The 18,146-nt window shown below is 67.3% G+C and carries 16 protein-coding genes and 1 pseudogene; 7 read left to right on the top strand and 10 right to left on the bottom strand.

The window, feature by feature from the left end:
- Window positions 1–38: 38 nt before the first annotated feature.
- Genes prsR through O3305_RS17770 form a run of 3 tightly spaced genes read right to left on the bottom strand, consistent with a single transcriptional unit; the run spans window position 39 to window position 4,854 of the window.
- Window positions 39–1,397, bottom strand: a complete 1,359-nt coding sequence (prsR, locus tag O3305_RS17760; RefSeq protein ID WP_184162015.1) for a PEP-CTERM-box response regulator transcription factor — start codon at window positions 1,395–1,397, stop codon at window positions 39–41.
- Window positions 1,394–3,466 carry an XrtA/PEP-CTERM system histidine kinase PrsK gene (prsK, locus tag O3305_RS17765; RefSeq protein WP_269573719.1) on the bottom strand — a complete coding sequence of 691 codons (2,073 nt, stop codon included), beginning with the start codon at window positions 3,464–3,466 and terminating at the stop codon, window positions 1,394–1,396. Before prsK ends, prsR begins: the two co-directional genes overlap by 4 nt.
- Window positions 3,466–4,854, bottom strand: coding sequence for a TIGR03013 family XrtA/PEP-CTERM system glycosyltransferase (locus O3305_RS17770; protein WP_269573720.1), 1,389 nt, complete (start codon window positions 4,852–4,854; stop codon window positions 3,466–3,468). The genes prsK and O3305_RS17770 overlap by 1 nt, the downstream gene beginning before the upstream one ends.
- Before the next feature lie 227 nt (window positions 4,855–5,081).
- Here O3305_RS17770 and O3305_RS17775 point away from each other — a divergent pair, with 227 nt between their 5' ends.
- Window positions 5,082–6,077, top strand: a complete 996-nt coding sequence (locus O3305_RS17775; RefSeq protein ID WP_502958208.1) for a mannose-1-phosphate guanylyltransferase — start codon at window positions 5,082–5,084, stop codon at window positions 6,075–6,077.
- Here the strand turns inward: O3305_RS17775 and O3305_RS17780 are convergent.
- The gene (locus O3305_RS17780; protein ID WP_269573722.1) at window positions 6,074–7,234 is read right to left on the bottom strand and encodes a sulfotransferase family protein; all 1,161 of its coding nucleotides are present in this window, start codon (window positions 7,232–7,234) and stop codon (window positions 6,074–6,076) included. The genes O3305_RS17775 and O3305_RS17780 overlap by 4 nt on opposite strands.
- Window positions 7,235–7,323: 89 nt before the next feature.
- On the opposite strand from O3305_RS17780, the gene O3305_RS17785 reads away from it, so the two are divergent.
- Together O3305_RS17785 and O3305_RS17790 are read left to right on the top strand one after the other, a co-directional pair.
- The gene (locus tag O3305_RS17785) at window positions 7,324–7,866 is read left to right on the top strand and encodes an aspartyl/asparaginyl beta-hydroxylase domain-containing protein (RefSeq protein WP_269573723.1); all 543 of its coding nucleotides are present in this window, start codon (window positions 7,324–7,326) and stop codon (window positions 7,864–7,866) included.
- A pseudogene (locus O3305_RS17790) lies at window positions 7,863–8,184 on the top strand (HNH endonuclease signature motif containing protein). The gene O3305_RS17785 and the pseudogene O3305_RS17790 overlap by 4 nt, the downstream one beginning before the upstream one ends.
- Here O3305_RS17790 and pepF read toward each other — a convergent pair.
- From pepF to groES, 4 genes are all read right to left on the bottom strand, one after another.
- Window positions 8,181–10,043, bottom strand: a complete 1,863-nt coding sequence (gene pepF / locus O3305_RS17795; protein ID WP_269573724.1) for an oligoendopeptidase F — start codon at window positions 10,041–10,043, stop codon at window positions 8,181–8,183. The pseudogene O3305_RS17790 and the gene pepF overlap by 4 nt on opposite strands.
- Window positions 10,044–10,159: 116 nt before the next feature.
- Complete coding sequence (locus tag O3305_RS17800; protein ID WP_269573725.1) at window positions 10,160–10,339, bottom strand: hypothetical protein; 180 nt, start codon at window positions 10,337–10,339, stop codon at window positions 10,160–10,162.
- Between the two features lie 197 nt (window positions 10,340–10,536).
- Window positions 10,537–12,180 (bottom strand): chaperonin GroEL, encoded by a 1,644-nt coding sequence (gene groL / locus O3305_RS17805; protein WP_269573726.1) that lies wholly within the window; start codon window positions 12,178–12,180, stop codon window positions 10,537–10,539.
- 62 nt (window positions 12,181–12,242) lie between these two features.
- Window positions 12,243–12,530, bottom strand: a complete 288-nt coding sequence (gene groES, locus O3305_RS17810) for a co-chaperone GroES (protein ID WP_184161985.1) — start codon at window positions 12,528–12,530, stop codon at window positions 12,243–12,245.
- Between the two features lie 218 nt (window positions 12,531–12,748).
- On the opposite strand from groES, the gene sppA reads away from it, so the two are divergent.
- The 3 genes from sppA (at window position 12,749) to O3305_RS17825 (ending at window position 15,649) form a co-directional block, all read left to right on the top strand.
- Window positions 12,749–14,641 (top strand): signal peptide peptidase SppA, encoded by a 1,893-nt coding sequence (gene sppA, locus O3305_RS17815; RefSeq protein ID WP_269573727.1) that lies wholly within the window; start codon window positions 12,749–12,751, stop codon window positions 14,639–14,641.
- Window positions 14,638–15,201 (top strand): GNAT family N-acetyltransferase, encoded by a 564-nt coding sequence (locus O3305_RS17820; protein WP_184161979.1) that lies wholly within the window; start codon window positions 14,638–14,640, stop codon window positions 15,199–15,201. Before sppA ends, O3305_RS17820 begins: the two co-directional genes overlap by 4 nt.
- A 91-nt stretch (window positions 15,202–15,292) precedes the next feature.
- Window positions 15,293–15,649, top strand: coding sequence for a hypothetical protein (locus O3305_RS17825; RefSeq protein WP_184161975.1), 357 nt, complete (start codon window positions 15,293–15,295; stop codon window positions 15,647–15,649).
- A 235-nt stretch (window positions 15,650–15,884) separates the two neighbouring features.
- On the opposite strand, the gene O3305_RS17830 is transcribed toward O3305_RS17825, so the two are convergent.
- On the bottom strand, window positions 15,885–16,439 hold the full coding sequence (locus O3305_RS17830; RefSeq protein ID WP_269573728.1) for a tetratricopeptide repeat protein: 555 nt from the start codon (window positions 16,437–16,439) through the stop codon (window positions 15,885–15,887).
- 154 nt (window positions 16,440–16,593) lie between these two features.
- On the opposite strand from O3305_RS17830, the gene O3305_RS17835 reads away from it, so the two are divergent.
- A complete protein-coding gene (locus O3305_RS17835; RefSeq protein WP_269573729.1) occupies window positions 16,594–17,361 on the top strand; it encodes a hypothetical protein in 768 nt (255 codons plus the stop codon).
- Window positions 17,362–17,478: 117 nt separating this feature from the next.
- Here the strand turns inward: O3305_RS17835 and O3305_RS17840 are convergent, their stop codons facing one another.
- Window positions 17,479–18,114 carry a trimeric intracellular cation channel family protein gene (locus O3305_RS17840; RefSeq protein WP_269573730.1) on the bottom strand — a complete coding sequence of 212 codons (636 nt, stop codon included), beginning with the start codon at window positions 18,112–18,114 and terminating at the stop codon, window positions 17,479–17,481.
- Between the last annotated feature and the right edge of the window lie 32 nt (window positions 18,115–18,146).

Genomic DNA, 18,146 nt, shown 5'->3' on the forward strand with positions numbered 1-18,146 from the left:
GGAGCGGAATGCCCCGGGAAGAGGAGCGCCGGCGGCGCCTAGGGCTGGAGGTCATAGGCCTTCATCAGGTCATAGAGGGTGGGGCGACTGATCCCGAGCAGGCGCGCGGTGCCGGAGATATTGCCCTCGGCGCGGGCAAGGGCATGGCGGATCGCCTTGCGATCGGCGAGCTCGCGCGCGGCCTTGAGGTTGACCGGCTCGATCTCCGCCTGGGCCTCGAGATCGAGATCCCCGGCGGTGACATGCTTGCCCTCGGCCATGATCGCCGCGCGCTTCACCCGGTTCTCGAGCTCGCGGACATTGCCGGGCCAGCCCCAGGCATCGATCGCGGCGAGCGCGTCGGGCGCGAAGCTGCGTGCGGTCGTGTTCATCTGCGCGGCATATTTCTGCAGGAAATGGCGCGCGAGCAGCCCCGCGTCACCCGGGCGCTCCGCGAGGCTCGGGATGCGGACGACGATCTCGGCGAGGCGGTAATAAAGGTCTTCGCGGAAGCGATTGTCGGCGACCATCGCGTCGATGTCCTGGTGGGTGGCGCAGACGATGCGGGTATCCACCGCGATCGCCTGTCGCCCGCCGACCCGCTCGATTACGCGCTCCTGCAGGAAGCGCAGCAGCTTGACCTGGAGCGGCAGGGGCACGTCGCCGATCTCGTCGAGGAACAGCGTGCCGCCCTGGGCGAGTTCGATCTTGCCTTCGGTGGTCTTCACCGCCCCGGTGAAGGCGCCCTTCTCGTGCCCGAACAGCTCGGATTCGAGCAACGTCTCGGGGATCGCGGCGCAGTTGATCGCGACGAAGCGGCCCTTGCGTCCGCTGCGATCGTGCAACCCACGGGCAAGCAGCTCCTTGCCCGTGCCACTGGCGCCAAGCAGCATGACGGACACGTCGGCGCTTGCGACGCGCTCGATCGTGCGGGTGACCTTGAGCATCTCCGGCGCGCCGGTGAGCATGCCGCCCAGCACCGCGCCCGCCTCGACCCGCTCGGCGAGGCGGCGGTTCTCGGCTTCCAGCGCATGGACGTGGAAGGCGCGGGCGACGATCAGGCCGAGCGCGTCGATGTCGATCGGCTTCTGGTAGAAGTCCCAGGCGCCGAGCGAGATCGCGCGGAGCATCGATTCATGCGCGCCGTGGCCCGAAGCGACGATCACCTTGGTATCGGGGCGCAGCGACAGGATCGTCTCGAGCGTGGCGAACCCCTCGGTGGTGCCGTCGGGATCGGGCGGCAGGCCGAGATCGAGCGTGACCACCGGCGGCTCCTCGGCGCGCAGCACGGTGATCGCTTCCTCGCGGGTGGAGGCGGTGAAGATCTCATAGCCGTCATAGGCCCAGCGCAACTGGCGCTGGAGGCCGGCATCGTCCTCGACGATGAGCAGCTTGGGCAGGGCGCGGCTGTCGCTCATGCGGCACGCCCCCAATTGTCGCCCCGGGTGCCGAGATCGGCGGGATGCGCGGCCTTGAGGATCACGCGGAAGCGGGTGCCCCGGCCTTCGCGCGAGGTCACTTCAATGCGGCCCTCCATGGCATGGGCGAGCTGGCGCGCCTCGAAGGCGCCGATGCCGAACCCACCTTCCTTCGACGAGACGAAGGGCTTGAACAACTTGTCGCGGATGAAGGCCGGCGACATGCCGCAGCCCTGATCGACCACGTCGATCGCCACCCGCTCGCCGTCCGCCGAAACCGACAGGGTCACGGGCTCGTTTGCCGGGCTGGCGTCGATGGCGTTCTGGAGCAGATGGGCGAGCAGCTGCTCGAGGCTGGCGGGATCGGCATGGGCGATGGCGTTGCGCACGCCGGCGGTCACCACCGGGTGCTGGCCCTTGCGGTGTGCCGCGACGCGCTCGACCAGCGTGACCACTTCGATCGCGTGCGGCGCCTCGGGGCGGCTGCGATGATGCTGGGAAAGGCGCGCGAGCAACCCGTTCATCCGCTCGGCCGAACTTTGCAGCGTCGCGATCATGTCGGCGCGGAATTCAGGGTTGTCGGCATGGCGCTCGGCATTGCGGGCGGTCAGTGTCAACTGGCTCACAAGGTTCTTGATGTCGTGGAGGATGAAGGCGAAGCGGCGGTTGAACTCGTCGAAGCGCTGCGCCTCGGCGAGCGCGTCCTGCGCGCGGGCTTCGGCGAGATAGGAGGCGACCTGGCGGCCGGCGACCTTGAGGAGGTCGAAATCCTCCCAGTCGAGCGCGCGGTCCAGCGTCGGGCGGGCGAGCAGGATCGCGCCGGCGAGCTCAGTGAGGTGCGGCAATGGCACGATCGCCCAGGCCTCGGGCAGGTCGAGCATCCATTGCGGGACGGCGGCGGCGTCGAGATGATCCTCGTTGCGGCGGATCGCATCGAGCTCGACGATACGGCCGGTCAGCCGGAGATGTTCGGCAAGCGCCGTGTCGCCGGCGATCGGCAGGGTCGCCCGGTCCCAGTTCCAGCTCGCGCCGACGCCCAGCCCGCCCGCGTCGGGAACGAGCAGCACGCCGGCGGGGCTTTCGGTCAGGTCGGCGATCGCCTTGACGATGCGTTCGTCGAGCGCGGCGCCGCCCTGCGGATTGCCGAGCGTCTCGGTGAAGCGCATCCATTCGGTGCGATAGTCATAGCGGTGACGGAAGAGATGCTTGGCGAGCTTCACCTTCAGCCAGGCACGCAGCCAGCTATTGGCGACCAGCGTGAGGATCGCCGCCGTGGAGCCCAGGACGAAGGCGGTCTGCAGCACGCGGGCATTGGCGCCGCCGATCGTGGCGATGGCCGAAGTGGCGAGCGCCAGCAGGGCGAAATAGGCGCCGATCGCGACCAGCGAGAGAGACTGGTAGGTGACGGCGCGCGACACCTCGATCTTCCATTCGCCCTTGCGCTGGAGCGCGGTGCCGATGGCGAGCGCGACGGCGAGATAGGCAAGGCCGCGCAGGACCAGCGGCTCGATCCGCCACTCCGCGGCGACATAGGCGACGGTGTACAGCGCGAATTCGGTGCACCAGATCGCCGCGAGCGCGACCACCAGCGTGCGCAGCGCCCCACCCGCGCCGGGGCTGAGCGCGGACCATAGCGCCTGGACGAGCACCAGTGCGGCGACCGCGACCAGCATCCGCATCAGCAGCGCGGCGTTTGCGACCGGGACGGCCAGTTCCGGCTCGGGATTGGTATAGACGATGAGCGTCAGGATCAGCGCGGCGACCTGGACGAGCGCGACCACGCCATAGACGGTGCCGAGTGCGATCGGCGGGCGCGACTGCGCGTCGCGGCGATGGAGCACCAGCATGAAGCCGAGCCAGGCAAGGTTGCGCAGCGTCTCGGCGAACCAGCTGGCGACATCGGCGGTGCCGATGCCGGCGACTGCGAGCGCCCAGAGCGCGGTGGCGGCGAGCGCAATGGCAAGCGGACGGCGCGGCAGCCCCGCCAGGTCGGCGCGCCATGCCCAGAGCGCGAGTGCCCCGAACAGCAGCGCCGCCAGGGCGTGCAGCCAGAGCAGCAGGGCGGCCATCAGCGCGCGCCTTCAGGGAACAATACGACGCGGATGGTCTGGAGCAGGATCAGCACGTCGAGGAACGGCGAATAGTTCTTCGCGTAATAGAGGTCGAACTCGAGCTTCTGGCGCGAATCCTCGATCGAGGCGCCATAGGGATAGTTGATCTGCGCCCAGCCGGTGATGCCCGGCTTCACCATGTGGCGCTCGGCATAATAGGGCAGCTTGGTCTCGAGGTCCTCGACGAACTGCGGGCGCTCGGGCCGTGGGCCGACAAAGCTCATCTCGCCCTTGAGCACGCTCCAGCATTGCGGCAGCTCGTCGATCCGCGTCTTGCGGATGATCCGGCCGATGCGGGTGATGCGCGGGTCGTCCTTCTCGGCCCAAACCGCCTGGCCGTTCACTTCGGCGTCCTGACGCATCGAGCGCAGCTTGATGACGTCGAAGCCCATGCCGTAGAGGCCGACGCGGCGCTGGCGGTAAAAGGCCGGGCCCTTGCTCTCCAGCTTCACCAGGATCGCGGTGAGCAGGATGATCGGCAGCATCAGCGTGAGCAGCAGCGCGCTCGCGCCGATGTCGAACAGCCGCTTGAACATGCTCGAGAACATGCGGCCCGACGAGAAGCCGTCGGAGAAGATCAGCCAGCTCGGATTGACGCTGTCGAGGTCGACGCGGCCGGTCTCGCGCTCGAGGAAGGTCGAGATCTCGTTGACGTGGACGCCGGTGGTCTTGATGCGCAGCAGGTCCTTGAGCGGCAGCGCGTTGCGGCGTTCCTCGAGTGCCAGCACCACTTCGCTGGCGTTGAGGACGACGACGTGATCGGCGAGGTTGTAGATCGCATCGCGCGCGATCGCCTCGGGGATCACGCGATTGGCTTCGCTCATCGCGACATAGCCGACCACGACGAAGCCGGCGCCGGGCGCCTTGGACAGGTCCTTGAGCCGCTGCGCCCGCGCGCCTGCGCCGAGCACGACGATGCGTCGCTTGAACGCCTGGCTGCCCAGTGCCTTGCCGAGCAGGATGCGCAGCGCGATCAGCAGGCCGATCGAGCAGCCCATCGCGTAGAGCAGGTTGGAGCGCCAGAAGCCGATTTCGGGGATCAGGAAGTAGAGGACGCTGAGGCCGATGACGCCAAGCGAGATGGCGACGATCAGGCGCGCCATCGCATAGCGCAGCGACTGGAGCGCATCCGAGCCATAGACGCCGACCGCGACCATCGCGACTTCGAGGAACAGCGCGTAGCTGACGAGCTGGGGCCAGCGCTCCTGGACGGGAGGCAGGCCGATACCCAGCTGATGCGCGCGCAGCATCCAGCCAAGCTCGCCCGATATCGCCAGCAGGACGATGTCGAGAAAGCCGAGCAGCAGCACGGCATTGGGCACGTAATGCTTGAACAGCCGGATCATGCCGCCTTTTGTACGGGCGAAGTGTAAACAAATCCGACATGGCGGACGTCACGCCGGCGGGATGAAAAATCTGGAGGCCGTCACGAAACTGTGGTCAAAGCCATGTGTTTGATTGTGCGGGCAAAGCACCACATCAGATTTTCTCAGGAGGTCCGTAACTCATGTCGGATTCGCAACCGATCGTCCCTGTCATCCTGTCGGGAGGATCGGGCACGCGCCTGTGGCCGATGTCCAGGGCGGAGAAGCCGAAGCAGCTGCTTTCGCTCACCGCCGAGGAAACGATGCTGCAGCTCACCGCGCGCCGCGCCGCCGGGGAACAGTTCGGTCCGCCGATCGTCGTCGCCAATGCGCATCATGCCGACATGGTCGAGGAGCAGCTCGCGGCCGCCGACAGCACGGCGCGTGCGCTCGTGCTCGAGCCGATCGGCCGCAACACCGCGCCCGCGATCGCGCTCGCCGCGATTGCCGCCGGGGGCGGGGCCGAGCCGCTGCTGGTGATGCCGTCCGATCACGTCATCGCCGATGTCGATGCCTTTCATGCCGCGATCCAGGTGGCGTTGCCGCTGGTCCGCGACGGCTGGCTGGTCACCTTCGGGATCACGCCCGATGCGCCCGAGACCGGCTATGGCTGGATCAAGGTGGGCGAAGCGATCGGCGACGGCGTCCACCGGGTCGAGCGCTTCGTCGAGAAGCCGCCGCGCGAAAAGGCGGAGGAGATGCTGGCCCATGGCGGGCATACCTGGAACGGGGGCATCTTCCTGTTCCGCGCCGACATCTATCTGGGAGCGCTGGCGAGCTACGCGCCGGAAATGCTCGCGGCCGCGCAGCAGGCGATGGAAAAGGGCCGGCGCGACGGCGCACGGATCTGGCCCGATGCGGACAGTTTCGCCGCCAGCCCTTCGGACTCGATCGACTATGCGGTGATGGAAAAGGCGCCGCGCGTGGCGGTGGTGCCGGTCACCATGGGCTGGAGCGATGTCGGCAGCTGGGACGCGCTCCACGCGATCAGCCATGCCGATGCCGGCGGCAATGTGGTGCGCGGCGATGCCGTGGTGATCGAATCGAGCAACTGCCTGGTGCGTGCCGAGGGCGGCAAGCGCGTCGCCTTGGTCGGCGTGGAGGACCTGATCGTGGTCGTCTCGGGCGATGACGTGCTGGTGCTGCCGCGCGGGCGCAGCCAGGAAGTGAAGAAGATCATCGAGGCGATGCAGAAGAGCGGCTAGCCTGCCGCGCGGACGGCCTCCAGCTCGGCGAAGACCGGTGCGACATGGTGATCCACGGCAGCGCGGAGCTCGGGATCGGCTTCGCGTTGCTTGGCTTCTCCGTCGGCGGTGAAACGGGTTCCCGGCGCCTTGGAATAGCGTGTAGCGGCTGCTTCCATCGCTTTCCGCGCCGGTCCTTCCGGCGCCACGCCGAAATGCGGCAGGATCCGATCGAAAAAGGCACCGGGCAACTCGGCATAGTTCACGAGCAATCCCTGGCCCTGGCCGTGCTCGATCACGGCCTGGCAGGTCCGCTCGAGCACGCGCGCGATGAAGCTGCGCTCGGGCAGCCAGGCGTCCTCGGGCGCCAGGCCGAACCATTCCAGCGGCACGATGCCGGGCACCGTCTGGGCGCCGCGCTGGCGCAGCTGCGATACCAGCACCTCCACCGGATCGCGGTAGAGGAAGATCCAGGGCGTGTCGGGGAAGGCGCGGCGAAGCAGCGGCAGCGCGCGGGTGTGCCAGCTGTCGAGCTTGAGGAACAAATGCTCGGCGCCGCGGGCATAGGCGTGGACCAGCGCGCGCAGGGCGTCGGCGTGCGTGTCGGGATCCTCGAACGGGTGCTGGATCATCGCGTCCAGCACCGAAGTCTCGGAGATCGAGACATGGCCGGGCGCGGCCCCGAGCATCTGCGAGACCAGCGTCGAGCCGCAGCGCGACATATGGAAGATCAGGCCCGAAGGCGCGCGCAAGTCCGCCCGGCCGACAAAGCCTTCAAGCGGCGTGGCGGTGCGGAACAGGCGGTTGAACGGCCGCCCGCCCGCCTCGAGCACCGCATCCTCGAAGAAGGGGGTGCTGGGCGAGATGCCGGCGAAGTGGAACCACTGGATCGCGGGCTGTGGTCCGCGCACGAAGCCGACCGGGAGCCAGCCTTGGGGCGGCCATTCGGCTTGCATGACCGGGGCCGCGCTGAAACGGAACATGCCGATCGGATCGGGGCGGCCGCATCCGGCCAGATCCTGCGCGGTGAGGGGGATGCCCCGTGCCGCGGCCCAGGCGATCGCCCGTGCCTCGAACACGGCCGGGTCAAAGGGTTCCGCCAGCTGGGCCTGCGCAGCGGGGTCGGCCATGACTGCGGCGCGGAACGCCTCGATCGGAGTTGGTGGCGTTGCAATCATCGGGCGCTGGGATAGGGTCTCTGGAAAGGAGCAGTCAGGCTAATATGGCAACGGCACCCACACAATCCGCTTGGCCCGATCGGGTGCGCTTGCCGCTTGCCTTCGATCCCGCGCCGCTCGTCGCCGATGTGGAGGCTCTCGAGCGGGGCGACTGGACCGAGCATTTCGTGAAGCAGAATTATGATGGGGAATGGAGTGCGCTGCCGTTGCGCGCGCAGGCGGGCGTCTCCCATCCGATCCAGCTGATCTATGCCGCGCCGGGCGTCACCGAATTCGTCGATACGGTGTGGCGCGCGCGCATGCCGGGGGTGTCGGCGGTGATCGACGCCTTTGCCTGCCCGATCCGTTCCGCGCGGCTGATGCGGTTGGCGGCGGGATCGGTGATCAAGGAGCATGAGGATCTCGACCTCGACGTCGCCGACGGCTTCGCGCGGATCCATGTGCCGATCGTGACCAATGCGGATGTAGACTTCCGCCTGAATGGCGAGCGTGTGGCGATGGCCCCGGGAGAGGCTTGGTATCTCCGCCTCGCCGATCCGCACAGCGTCACGAATGCGGGCGACACGGCCCGCGTGCACCTGGTGATCGACCTCGTGGTCAATGCCTGGCTGCTGCGCCAGCTGGCGGGATGAGCGGGCGGGTCCGGCGCAAGCAGGTCGCGGCGGCGCTGGAAACCGCCACGCGTGCTGCGCCGCCCGAAGCCTGCGCGCTTTGTGCCCGCCCGTTTGGCCGGCGGATCGAATGGCATCATGTGCTGCCGAAAAGCGAAGGCGGTCGCGAGACGGTGCCGCTCCATCCCATCTGCCACCGGACAATCCACGCCAGCGCGAGCAATGCCGTATCCTACGCTCGACGCGCTGCTTGAGCGCGAGGATATCCGCCGCTTCGTCGCATGGATCGCGGACAAGCCGCCCGATTTCCATGCGCCGACGCGGCGGAAACAGGCTTAGCCGATCAGCGCTTCCGCCTGGTCGAGTACATTCTTGAAGTCGGCGACGAGCGCCTGGTACGGGGCCGGGCTCGCCATATCCAGGCCGGCGCGCTTCAGGATTTCGGTCGGATAGTCCGATCCGCCTGCCTTGAGCACCGAAAGATAATTGTCGCGCTCCTTGGTGCCGCCCTTCAGGATCGACTGGGCGAAGAACGTCGCCGCCGAGATGCAGGTGGCATATTGGTAGACATAGAAGCTGTTGTAGAAGTGCGGGATATAGGCCCACTCGTTCGCATATTCGGGCTCGAGGATCATCTTCGGGCCGTGATAGGTGCGCAGCAGCTCGCCATAGACCTTGGTGAACTTCTCGCCTGACAGGCCCTCGCCCGCTTCCGCCATGTCGTGCGCCTTGAGCTCGAACTCGGCGAACATGGTCTGGCGGAAGAAGGTGCCGCGATAATTCTCCATCTGCTGGCCGAGGTAGAAGAGCTTCTCCTCCTTGGTCTTCGCGCCCTTGAGCAGGTGGGCGACGAGCAACTGCTCGTTCAGTGTCGAGGCGATCTCGGCGAGGAAGATCGGATAGTCCGCCTTGTCATAGACTTGGGTGGAGTTGGCGAGCAGCGAGTGCAGCGCATGGCCCCATTCATGGGCATAGGTGCTCATCCCGTCATATTTGTCGCTCAGATTGAGCAGCAGATAGGGGTGCACGTCGAACGCGCCGGGATTCATATATGCGCCCGGGCGCTTGCCGGGGCGCGGCCAGGGATCCATCCACTTGGCGGCTGTCGCCTTGGCGATGCGCGCCTGATAGTCGGTGCCGAGCGGCTTCACCGCTTCCAGCGTCGTCGTCCGCATCTGGTCGAGCGTGTAGCTGCGGTCCATCGAGACGAGCGGCGGATAGATGTCGTAATAGCCGATATCCGGCAGCTTGAGCATCTTGCGGCGCAGCTCGAAATAGCGGTGGAGCTGGGGCAGCCCCTTGTTCGCCTCAGCCACCAGCGTGCGGTACACCGCCTCGGGGATATTGTTGCCGGCCAGCGCATGGGCGAGCGAAGTCGGGTATTTCCGCGCCTTGGCGTAGAAGATGTCCGAGCGGACCTGGCCGCCATAGGTGGCGCCGAACGAGTTCTGGAACTTGCCGTGCTCGGTCCAGAATGCCTTGAACACCGCCTTGCGGTCCTCGCGGTTGGGGGCGTCGCGGTTGAGCGAATAGCCCTGAGAATCGAGGCGGACCTGCTTGCCGGTCGACAGGGTGATGGTTGGCCAGGGAATGTCAGAGGAGCGCAGCTGGCCGGCGATGTCGCTGACAGCGTCGAGCGGCGAGCCTGCGCTGGCGAGGATCGCCTCGCTCTCGGCCGAAAGCGTGTGCGCGGCCTGGCGTAGCGCATCGGCGAGCGCGAAGCCGAAGCGGGTGCGCAGCACCTGGCTGGCGGCAAGGAAGCTGTCGATCTTCGGCTTGCCCAGCGTCAGCAGCTCGGGTGCGACCCAGGAACTGGCCTCGCCGAACGCGGTATAAAGATCGCGGGCCTGGGCGAGCTTTTCCTGGTTGGCGGAGATGCGGACATCCTCGTCGCCTTTCAGGCTGGCATAGGTGTAGATGCGAGCGATCGTCCGGCCGAGATCGGACTGGAGGCTCAGCGCCTCGGCCAGCACATCGGCGCTCTCGCCAAGGCGGCCCTTGTACCTGGTGATCCCCGGCACGGCGGCGAGCGCCTGCTTGCGGGCGGCTTCCCAGGCGGCTTCGTTCGGATAGAGCTCGGTCAGGTCCCATTCGGCGCCGGCCGGCGCAGCGGCCTGGCGGGCCCAGGCGGGCAGGGCGGCGGTGGCGCTGGCAAAGGCGGCGGCAGCCAGCGCTTCGCGGCGGGTAAGGTCGGTCATTTCCAGTCCCTGAAATCGCGCCTGTAGGCCGGCGCCGTTGCAAGAGGCGCCAGTCTGTCGCGGTTTCGGAACGCGGGAAAGTGTTTTGTGGACCTAAAACGCCGCGATGACGGCGATCAGCGCGCGGCCTTGGGTGTGACGATCCAGTCGCGCTTGGCGCGGCGGGTCATGTGGACCCCGCAATAGCGGCACTTGCTGACATATTTGTCGTCCCCGCCGATGCGTTGTGCATGCTTCTCGGAACGTTCGTGCCGGCCTCCGATGCAACGCGCACGCCCGGCAATCCAATTAATCACGTAACCACCCCCAATGGTCTATGGCCGCCTACCTCCCTGATCCTCGGAAGAGGGTCAAGCAGGTATCGGTTCAGTTTGCCGCAAATCAGAAATGTTACGGCAAAGTATCGAAACGTCGCCCGCACCGGGTCGGCGGGCATGAAAAGGGCCGAGGATCGCTCCCCGGCCCTTCCATTTTTGTGCGCAGAGCGAAGGACTTAGAAGTCCATGCCGCCCATGCCACCCATGCCGCCGCCCATGGCGGGCATGGCGGGCTTGTCTTCCGGCAGCTCGCTCACCGCCGCTTCGGTGGTGATGAGCAGGCCGGCGACCGAAGCCGCGTTCTGGAGCGCGGTACGGACGACCTTGGTCGGGTCGATCACGCCGGCCGCAACCAGGTTCTCATAGGTGTCGGTCGACGCGTTGAAGCCGAACGAGGTGTCGGTCTGGTCGAGCAGCTTGCCCGAGACGACCGCGCCGTCATGGCCGGCATTCTGCGCGATCTGGCGCACCAGGGCCGAGAGCGAACGACGCACGATGTCGACGCCGCGGGTCTGGTCCTCATTGGCACCGGTGACGCCGTCGAGCGCCTTGGTGGCATAGAGCAGCGCCGTGCCGCCGCCGGGGACGATGCCTTCTTCAACGGCTGCGCGGGTCGCGTGCAGCGCGTCGTCGACGCGGTCCTTGCGCTCCTTCACCTCGACCTCGGTCGCACCGCCGACCTTGATCACGGCCACGCCGCCGGCGAGCTTGGCGAGACGCTCCTGGAGCTTCTCACGGTCATAGTCGCTGGTGGTGACTTCGATCTGCTGGCGGATCGCCTCGGTGCGGCCCTTGATCGCATCGGCTTCACCGGCGCCATCGACGATGGTGGTGTTGTCCTTGTCGATGGTGACGCGCTTGGCGGTGCCGAGCATGCCCAGGGTGACGCTCTCGAGCTTGATGCCGAGGTCTTCCGAGACGACTTCGCCCTTGGTGAGGACGGCGATGTCCTCGAGCATCGCCTTGCGGCGATCGCCGAAGCCCGGCGCCTTGACCGCTGCGACCTTCAGGCCGCCGCGCAGCTTGTTGACGACGAGCGTGGCCAGGGCCTCACCCTCGATGTCCTCTGCGATGATAAGCAGCGGACGGCCGGTCTGCACCACCGCCTCGAGGATCGGCAGCATCGACTGGAGGTTCGACAGCTTCTTCTCGTGGATCAGGATGTACGGATCGGCGAGCTCGACGGCCATCTTCTCGGGGTTGGTGATGAAGTAGGGCGACAGGTAGCCGCGGTCGAACTGCATGCCCTCGACGACGTCGAGCTCGAACTCGAGACCCTTCGCCTCTTCGACGGTGATCACGCCTTCCTTGCCGACCTTCTCCATCGCTTCCGCGATCTTCTGGCCGACTTCGGTGTCGCCGTTCGCCGAGATGATGCCGACCTGGGCGACTTCATTGGTGCCGGCAACCGGCTTCGAGCGCGACTTGATGTCCTCGACGACCTTGGTGACGGCGAGATCGATGCCGCGCTTCAGGTCCATCGGGTTCATGCCGGCCGCAACCGACTTCATGCCCTCGCGCACGATCGCCTGGGCGAGAACGGTCGCGGTGGTGGTGCCGTCACCGGCGATGTCGTTGGTCTTCGAGGCCACTTCGCGCACCATCTGGGCGCCCATGTTCTCGAACTTGTCCTTGAGCTCGATTTCCTTGGCGACGCTGACGCCGTCCTTGGTGATGCGCGGTGCGCCGAAGCTCTTCTCGATCACGACGTTGCGGCCCTTCGGGCCCAGGGTCACCTTCACCGCATCGGCGAGGATGTCCACGCCGCGCAGGATGCGCTCACGTGCGTCGCGCGAAAACTTTACGTCCTTGGCTGCCATTTGACTGCCCTTTCACTTTCGAAAAATGGGAACTCGCCGCCTAGGGCGAGGGATTCGAAGTCTCAGCCGACGATCCCGAGGATGTCGCTTTCCTTCATGATGAGGAGGTCTTCACCGTTGACCTTCACCTCGGTGCCCGACCACTTGCCGAACAGGATGCGGTCGCCGGCCTTGACGTCGAGCGGGGTGACCTCGCCCTTGTCGTTCTTGGTGCCCGAACCGACGGCGACGACTTCGCCTTCCTGCGGCTTTTCCTGAGCGGTGTCCGGAATGATGATGCCGCCGGCGGTCTTCGCCTCGGCTTCGACGCGGCGGACGAGCACGCGGTCGTGCAACGGACGGAAGTTCATTGCGAGTGATCCTCTATGCAATGGTTTATGGTTCTGGCACTCGGACTCGCCGACTGCCAACGGAGCGGCATATGAGTGCGCCCCTGCCCGGCGTCAACGGGCGTTAAGTGCGTTTTTTCGGAGTCCCCGAACGGGCGTGTTGGTCCGCTAATACGGGCGTTTACTCCACAGCGCATATCTAGTAGCCCGAACCGGCATTTCCATGGGAGAGCGGCGAAGTGAAGCTTGTCAAAGGCGCCTGGAAGATCCTGGTGGGGATCAAGGACTTTCTGGTCCTGGTCTTCATGCTCCTGTTCTTCACGGTGCTGTTCGCGGCGCTCTCCGCCAAGCCCAACGCCGCGGCGATCCGCGACGGCGCGCTGCTCGTCTCGCTCGACGGCGCGCTGGTCGAGCAGCCCGAGGAAGCCGATCCCTTCGCCAAGCTCGGCGGCGGCGATGTCGCCAAGCAGCAGCGGCTGCGCGACGTGGTCCGCGCGCTCGACGCGGCGAAGACCGACGATCATGTGAAGGCGGTGGTGCTCGACCTCGACCGCTTCATGGGCGGCTACCCCGCCGCGATCAGCGAAGTCGCCGCCGCGGTGGGCGAAGTCCGCAAGAGCGGCAAGCCGGTGCTCGCCTATGCGACCGCCTATACCGACGACAGCTATGCGCTGGCCGCCAATGCCAGCGAGATCTGGGTCAACCCGCTGGGCGGCGCGATGTTCACCGGCCCGGGCGGCACCCGCCTGTTCTACAAGAGCCTGCTCGACAAGCTGGGGGTCAACGCGCACATCTACCGCGTCGGCAAGTTCAAGTCGGCGGTCGAGCCGTACATGCGCGACGACATGTCGCCCGAGGCCAAGGAAGCCGAGCTCGCGATCTACCAGCCGATCTGGGCGCAGTGGCAGGCGGAAGTCGCCAAGGCGCGGCCCAAGGCCAAGCTGGCCGACTATATCGCCAAGCCGGCCGAAGTGGTGGCGGGTGCCAAGGGCGACATCGCCAAGTCGAACCTCGCGCTCGGCATCGTCGACAAGCTGGGCGACCGGCTGGCCTTCGGCAAGCGCGTCGCCGAGATCGCCGGCGTCGCCAGCGGCAAGCCGGCGGGCAATTTCAACCGGATCAAGCTGGCCGACTTCGTCGCCGCGCATCCGCTGCCGACCGGCGGCGACGCGATCGGCGTGCTGACCGTCGCCGGCGAGATCGTCGACGGCAAGGCCGGCCCCGGCAAGGCGGCGGGCGACACGATCAGCGCGGCGCTGCTCAAGGGCCTTGCGAGCAAGAAGCTCAAGGCGCTGGTGGTCCGCGTCGATTCGCCCGGCGGCTCGGCGCTCGCTTCCGAGCAGATCCGCCAGGCCATCGAGCAGGCCAAGGGGCAGGGCCTGCCGGTTGTCGTCTCGATGGGCAGCCTGGCCGCCAGCGGCGGCTATTGGGTATCGACCGCGGGCAAGACGATCTTCGCCGAACCGAACACGATCACCGGATCGATCGGCATCTTCGGCGTGATCCCGACCTTCGAGAAGACGCTCGCCAAGATCGGCGTCGGCGTGGACGGGGTGCGGACCACCCCGCTCAGCGGCCAGCCCGACCTGTATGGCGGCACCAATGAAGAGACCGACAAGCTGCTCCAGTCGGCGATCGAGGCGGGCTATGCGCGCTTCATCGGGCTGGTGGCCGGTGCCCGCAAGCTGAGCCCCGAGCGGGTCAACGAGATCGCGCAGGGCCGCGTCTGGATCGGCGGCACCGCGCACCAGCTCGGGCTGGTCGACCGGTTCGGCGGGATCAACGACGCGATCGCCGAGGCGGCGCGCCTCGCCAAGCTCGATCCGGCCAAGGTCCATGCGGTCTATCTCGAGAAGGAGCCGTCGGGCTGGGCGAAGATGATCGAGGGCTTCCTGGGCGACAATGACCAGGAAGGCGACTGGGCCGACCAGCCGGCGGGGGCGGACATGTTCGCCCGCACCGCGATCGCCCAGCGCGGGTTGCTGATCCAGGCGATCGGCGATGCGCGCCGGCTCGCCCGCGGCGGATCGGTGCAGGCACGCTGCCTGGAGTGCGGCGGCTTCGGCCCCGCCACCGGCAGCCTGGACGATGCCCGGCTGTTCGACGCCATCGCCGCGCGGCTCGCCCTGTGATCGGCATCCGCGCAGCCACGCCGGAGGATGCCGGCGCCATCGCGGCGATCTATGCGCCGCACGTGCTCACCGGCACCGCCAGCTTCGAGATCGAGCCGCCCGAAAAGGCGGAGATCCGCAAGCGCATGGCATCGAGCGACGGACTCTATCCGTGGCTTGTCGCCACCACCGGCGACGGCGAGGATGCCGGGGTGATCGGCTATGCCTATGCCAGCAAGTTCCGCGACCGGCCGGCCTATCGCTATGTCTGCGAGACTTCGATCTACCTGACCGACGCGTCGAGCGGATCGGGGGTGGGGCGGCTGCTCTACGAGGCGCTGGTCGACACGCTGCGCGCGCAGGGCTTCGTCCATGCCATCGGCACGATCGCGCTGCCCAATGACCGCTCGATCCGGCTGCACGAGGCGGTGGGCTTCCGTCGCCAGGGCGTCTATCGCGAAGTCGGCTTCAAGCATGGCCAGTGGATCGATATCGGTTTCTGGCAGTGCGAACTGAACGAACCGCGCGTACCCCCTGTGGAACCACGCAAATTCGCCGATATGGGGATTGTCCGGGATTGAGCATGCGGGGGGCTGACCGCTATCGGCGCGGTCTCCCAGTAAACGCGTGGTCCGGTCCCAGATGCCCCACTCCGTTTCCCACAGCATCCATGTGGATGTTGACCGCAAGCTGATCGACCTGCGCATCGGCGGGCTGATCAGCCCCGAGGATGCCGCCTGGATCGGCGAGGAGCTGCGCGCGGCGATCCGCACGCTCGGCCCCCATGTCGGGCAGCATGTGACGCTCTATGACGGCAGCGGCGTGCATGTCGTGCCGCAGGAGACGGTGGAGCTGATCAAGCACACGCTCGACAATCCCGAGGTGCGCAAGCTGTGGGCGCGCAAGATCGCGTTCGTGGTGAGCACCGCGCTCGCCCGGCTGCAGGCGCAGCGGCTGCGCGAGGTGCGGCCGGACCTGGGCATATTCGACGATCGCGAGAGCGCGATCGCGTGGCTGATGGAGGTTTAGGGGAAGGGCGTTTGGCGGTGCTGCAATCCTGTCTCCGTGGGGAGATAGCAAGTGCGGGCGCCGCAAGTCCTGAGGACGAACATTCTTCATCGTCATCCCCGCGAAGGCGGGGATCCATTGGCGCTGAAGCTGATGAGACTCACAGCAGCCAGCCAGAATGGATCCCCGCCTTCGCGGGGATGACGGGTACTGGCAAAAAGGCTTGCTTGGGCTCTCAACCGAGGGTTGCCCCAGCCTACCCCAAAGCCGCCAGCCTCTGCTCCGCTTCGCGCACGCCGGCATTGCCGTCCGGGAAGAGCGGGCCGAGCGCGGCATAGCGCTCGCGGGCGTCCGTCCAATAGTCCCGTGCCGCCTCGGTCTCGCCGAGCGCGGTGGCCAGCAGCGCGACGCTGCGGATCATGTTGGCCATGGCGAGCGGCGGCGTGTCGATATCGGCGCGGTAGATGTCCAGCGCCTCGTGCAGATAGGCGGTGGCCCGGGGCAGCGCCTGTTGCTCGAGGAACATGTCGCCGGCATGGCGCAGCGCCCTGGCCAGGCCCAGCCCGTCTCCCGCGCGGCGATAGAGCGCGATGGCTTCGGCCTGGTCGTGCAGCGCCCAGTCGAGGTCGCCGGTGTCGCGGGCGATCTGCGACTGGCGGGTGAGCGCCAGCGCCTCGCCCGACAAGTCGCCTTCCCGGCGGAACAGGAGCAGCGCTTCCGAAAAGGCGGCGCGTGCCGCTTCGGTGTCTCCGTCTCGCCGGGCGGCCTCGCCCGTGGACAGCAATTGCTGGCCGCGACTCGACTCTTCCATGCGCGGAGTATGCGGGGTGTGGAGGGGGCAGGCAATTGCACGGATCTTACGGGACCCGCGCGACCTTTTGCTGCCGGGCGCGAGACGCCGAAATAGACAGGATGGTTGCGGCGAACTAGCCTGGCTGGGGATGCTGGCATGGGGGAGATGCAGGGTGGCGAATCCGATCCGCGATTTGGCGCTGGTGGCCGCCGTCTTCGCCCTTGGCGGCTGTTCTTCCGACGCGCGGCGCCTGCGCCAGTCCGAGCTCGCATCTTCGGGGTTATGGGCGCCCGAATGGGGCTGGCGTTGCTGGAGCCGGTTCGAAGTCGAGGGGGAAACCGTCACCATACTGCGCGATTTCGAGGGGTCCGGGACGATCAACCCCTATCTCATCCAATCCTATGATCACGAACCGCATGGCACCTATTGGATGATCGATCCGCGTCCGGAGGGCCCTCCCGCCGACGAGCCCGACAACGGGCGCAAGGGGCGCAGCGAAGCGGAAGTGCTGCGCGACGGCCCCGATTACGTGCATATCAACTATGCCTGGCACACCCGGGTCGTCGGGCCGGTGCAGGTCAGTTTCCGGGGTGACGGCGTCCCGGTCGGGAGCCAGCGCCTGTTCAGCGCGCGCGAGGTGCGGCGCTCGACCGGGAAGGATGGCAAGATGTTCGGCTTGAGCGGTGGCCTGTCGAAGGGGCCGATCCTGCAGGCGCTCTACCGGACCCAGAACTGGGCGTTCAGCGTGACCGACGCGACCGGCAAGGAGCTGGCCACGGGCGCTTTCCACCCGCCGGACCTGGCGCGCGCGGTCGAGGAATATCGGCGGGTGCGCGCGGAGATCGAAGCGCTGGAGCAGGAGTTCCGCACCGATTTCCAGGAAAGGAAGCGGGGCATGACCGGCTGTGTCGCGCACGAGAGTCCGGAAGCGACGATCTAGCTCATTCCGCGCGGGTGAACTCGCGGCGGCCGCGCTCGGTCGTGCGCCAGCATTTGCCCAGCCAGTAATCGAGCGGGGCGAGCGGGCCGTGGGCGAGGAGGAGCAGGGAAAGCAGCATCAGCGCCTTCCCCGATAGGCCGGCAGGCCGAGCTTCCAGATGATCGCCGCCGCCCGCAGCCCGAAGCCGGCACTCGCCGCGAGCAGCCCGGCGACGAAGACCGGCAGGCCGGCCAGGGTCAGCACCACCTGGAGCACGCCGGTGAGCGCGGCGGCGGTGACATAGAGCTCGGGGCGCATCAGGATCGAGGGCTCGCCGGCGAGCACGTCGCGGATGATGCCGCCGACGCAGGCGGTGACCACGCCCATCACCGCGGCGGGCACCGGCGGGATGCCATAGCCCAGCGCCTTGGCGGCGCCGAACGCGGCATAGGCGGCCAGGCCGAAGGCATCGAGCCAGGCGAAGGTGGTATCGTTCCACCAGCGCTGCGGGGTGATCCAGATCAGCACCGCGACCGCGAGGATCAGCGAGGCGACGGTGGCGTCATGCACCCAGAAGACGGGGGCGCCGATCAGGAGGTCGCGGATCGTGCCGCCGCCGACGCCGGTGACCAGCGCGAAGAAGGCTGCGGTGACGAAGGTCTGGGCGCGGTGCGCGGCGGCCAGCGCGCCGGTGGCGGCGAACACGGCGATGCCGAGCATATCGAGCCAGGGGAGGATAGGCCCGATCCGGGCGGCGGCGTCTACGGCTTCCATGACCAATGTTTCATGCTGGGAACGGCTTGCTG

Source organism: Sphingomonas sp. NIBR02145, assembly GCF_027359115.1.
GTDB classification, from domain to species: Bacteria; Pseudomonadota; Alphaproteobacteria; order Sphingomonadales; family Sphingomonadaceae; genus Sphingomonas; species Sphingomonas kyeonggiensis_A.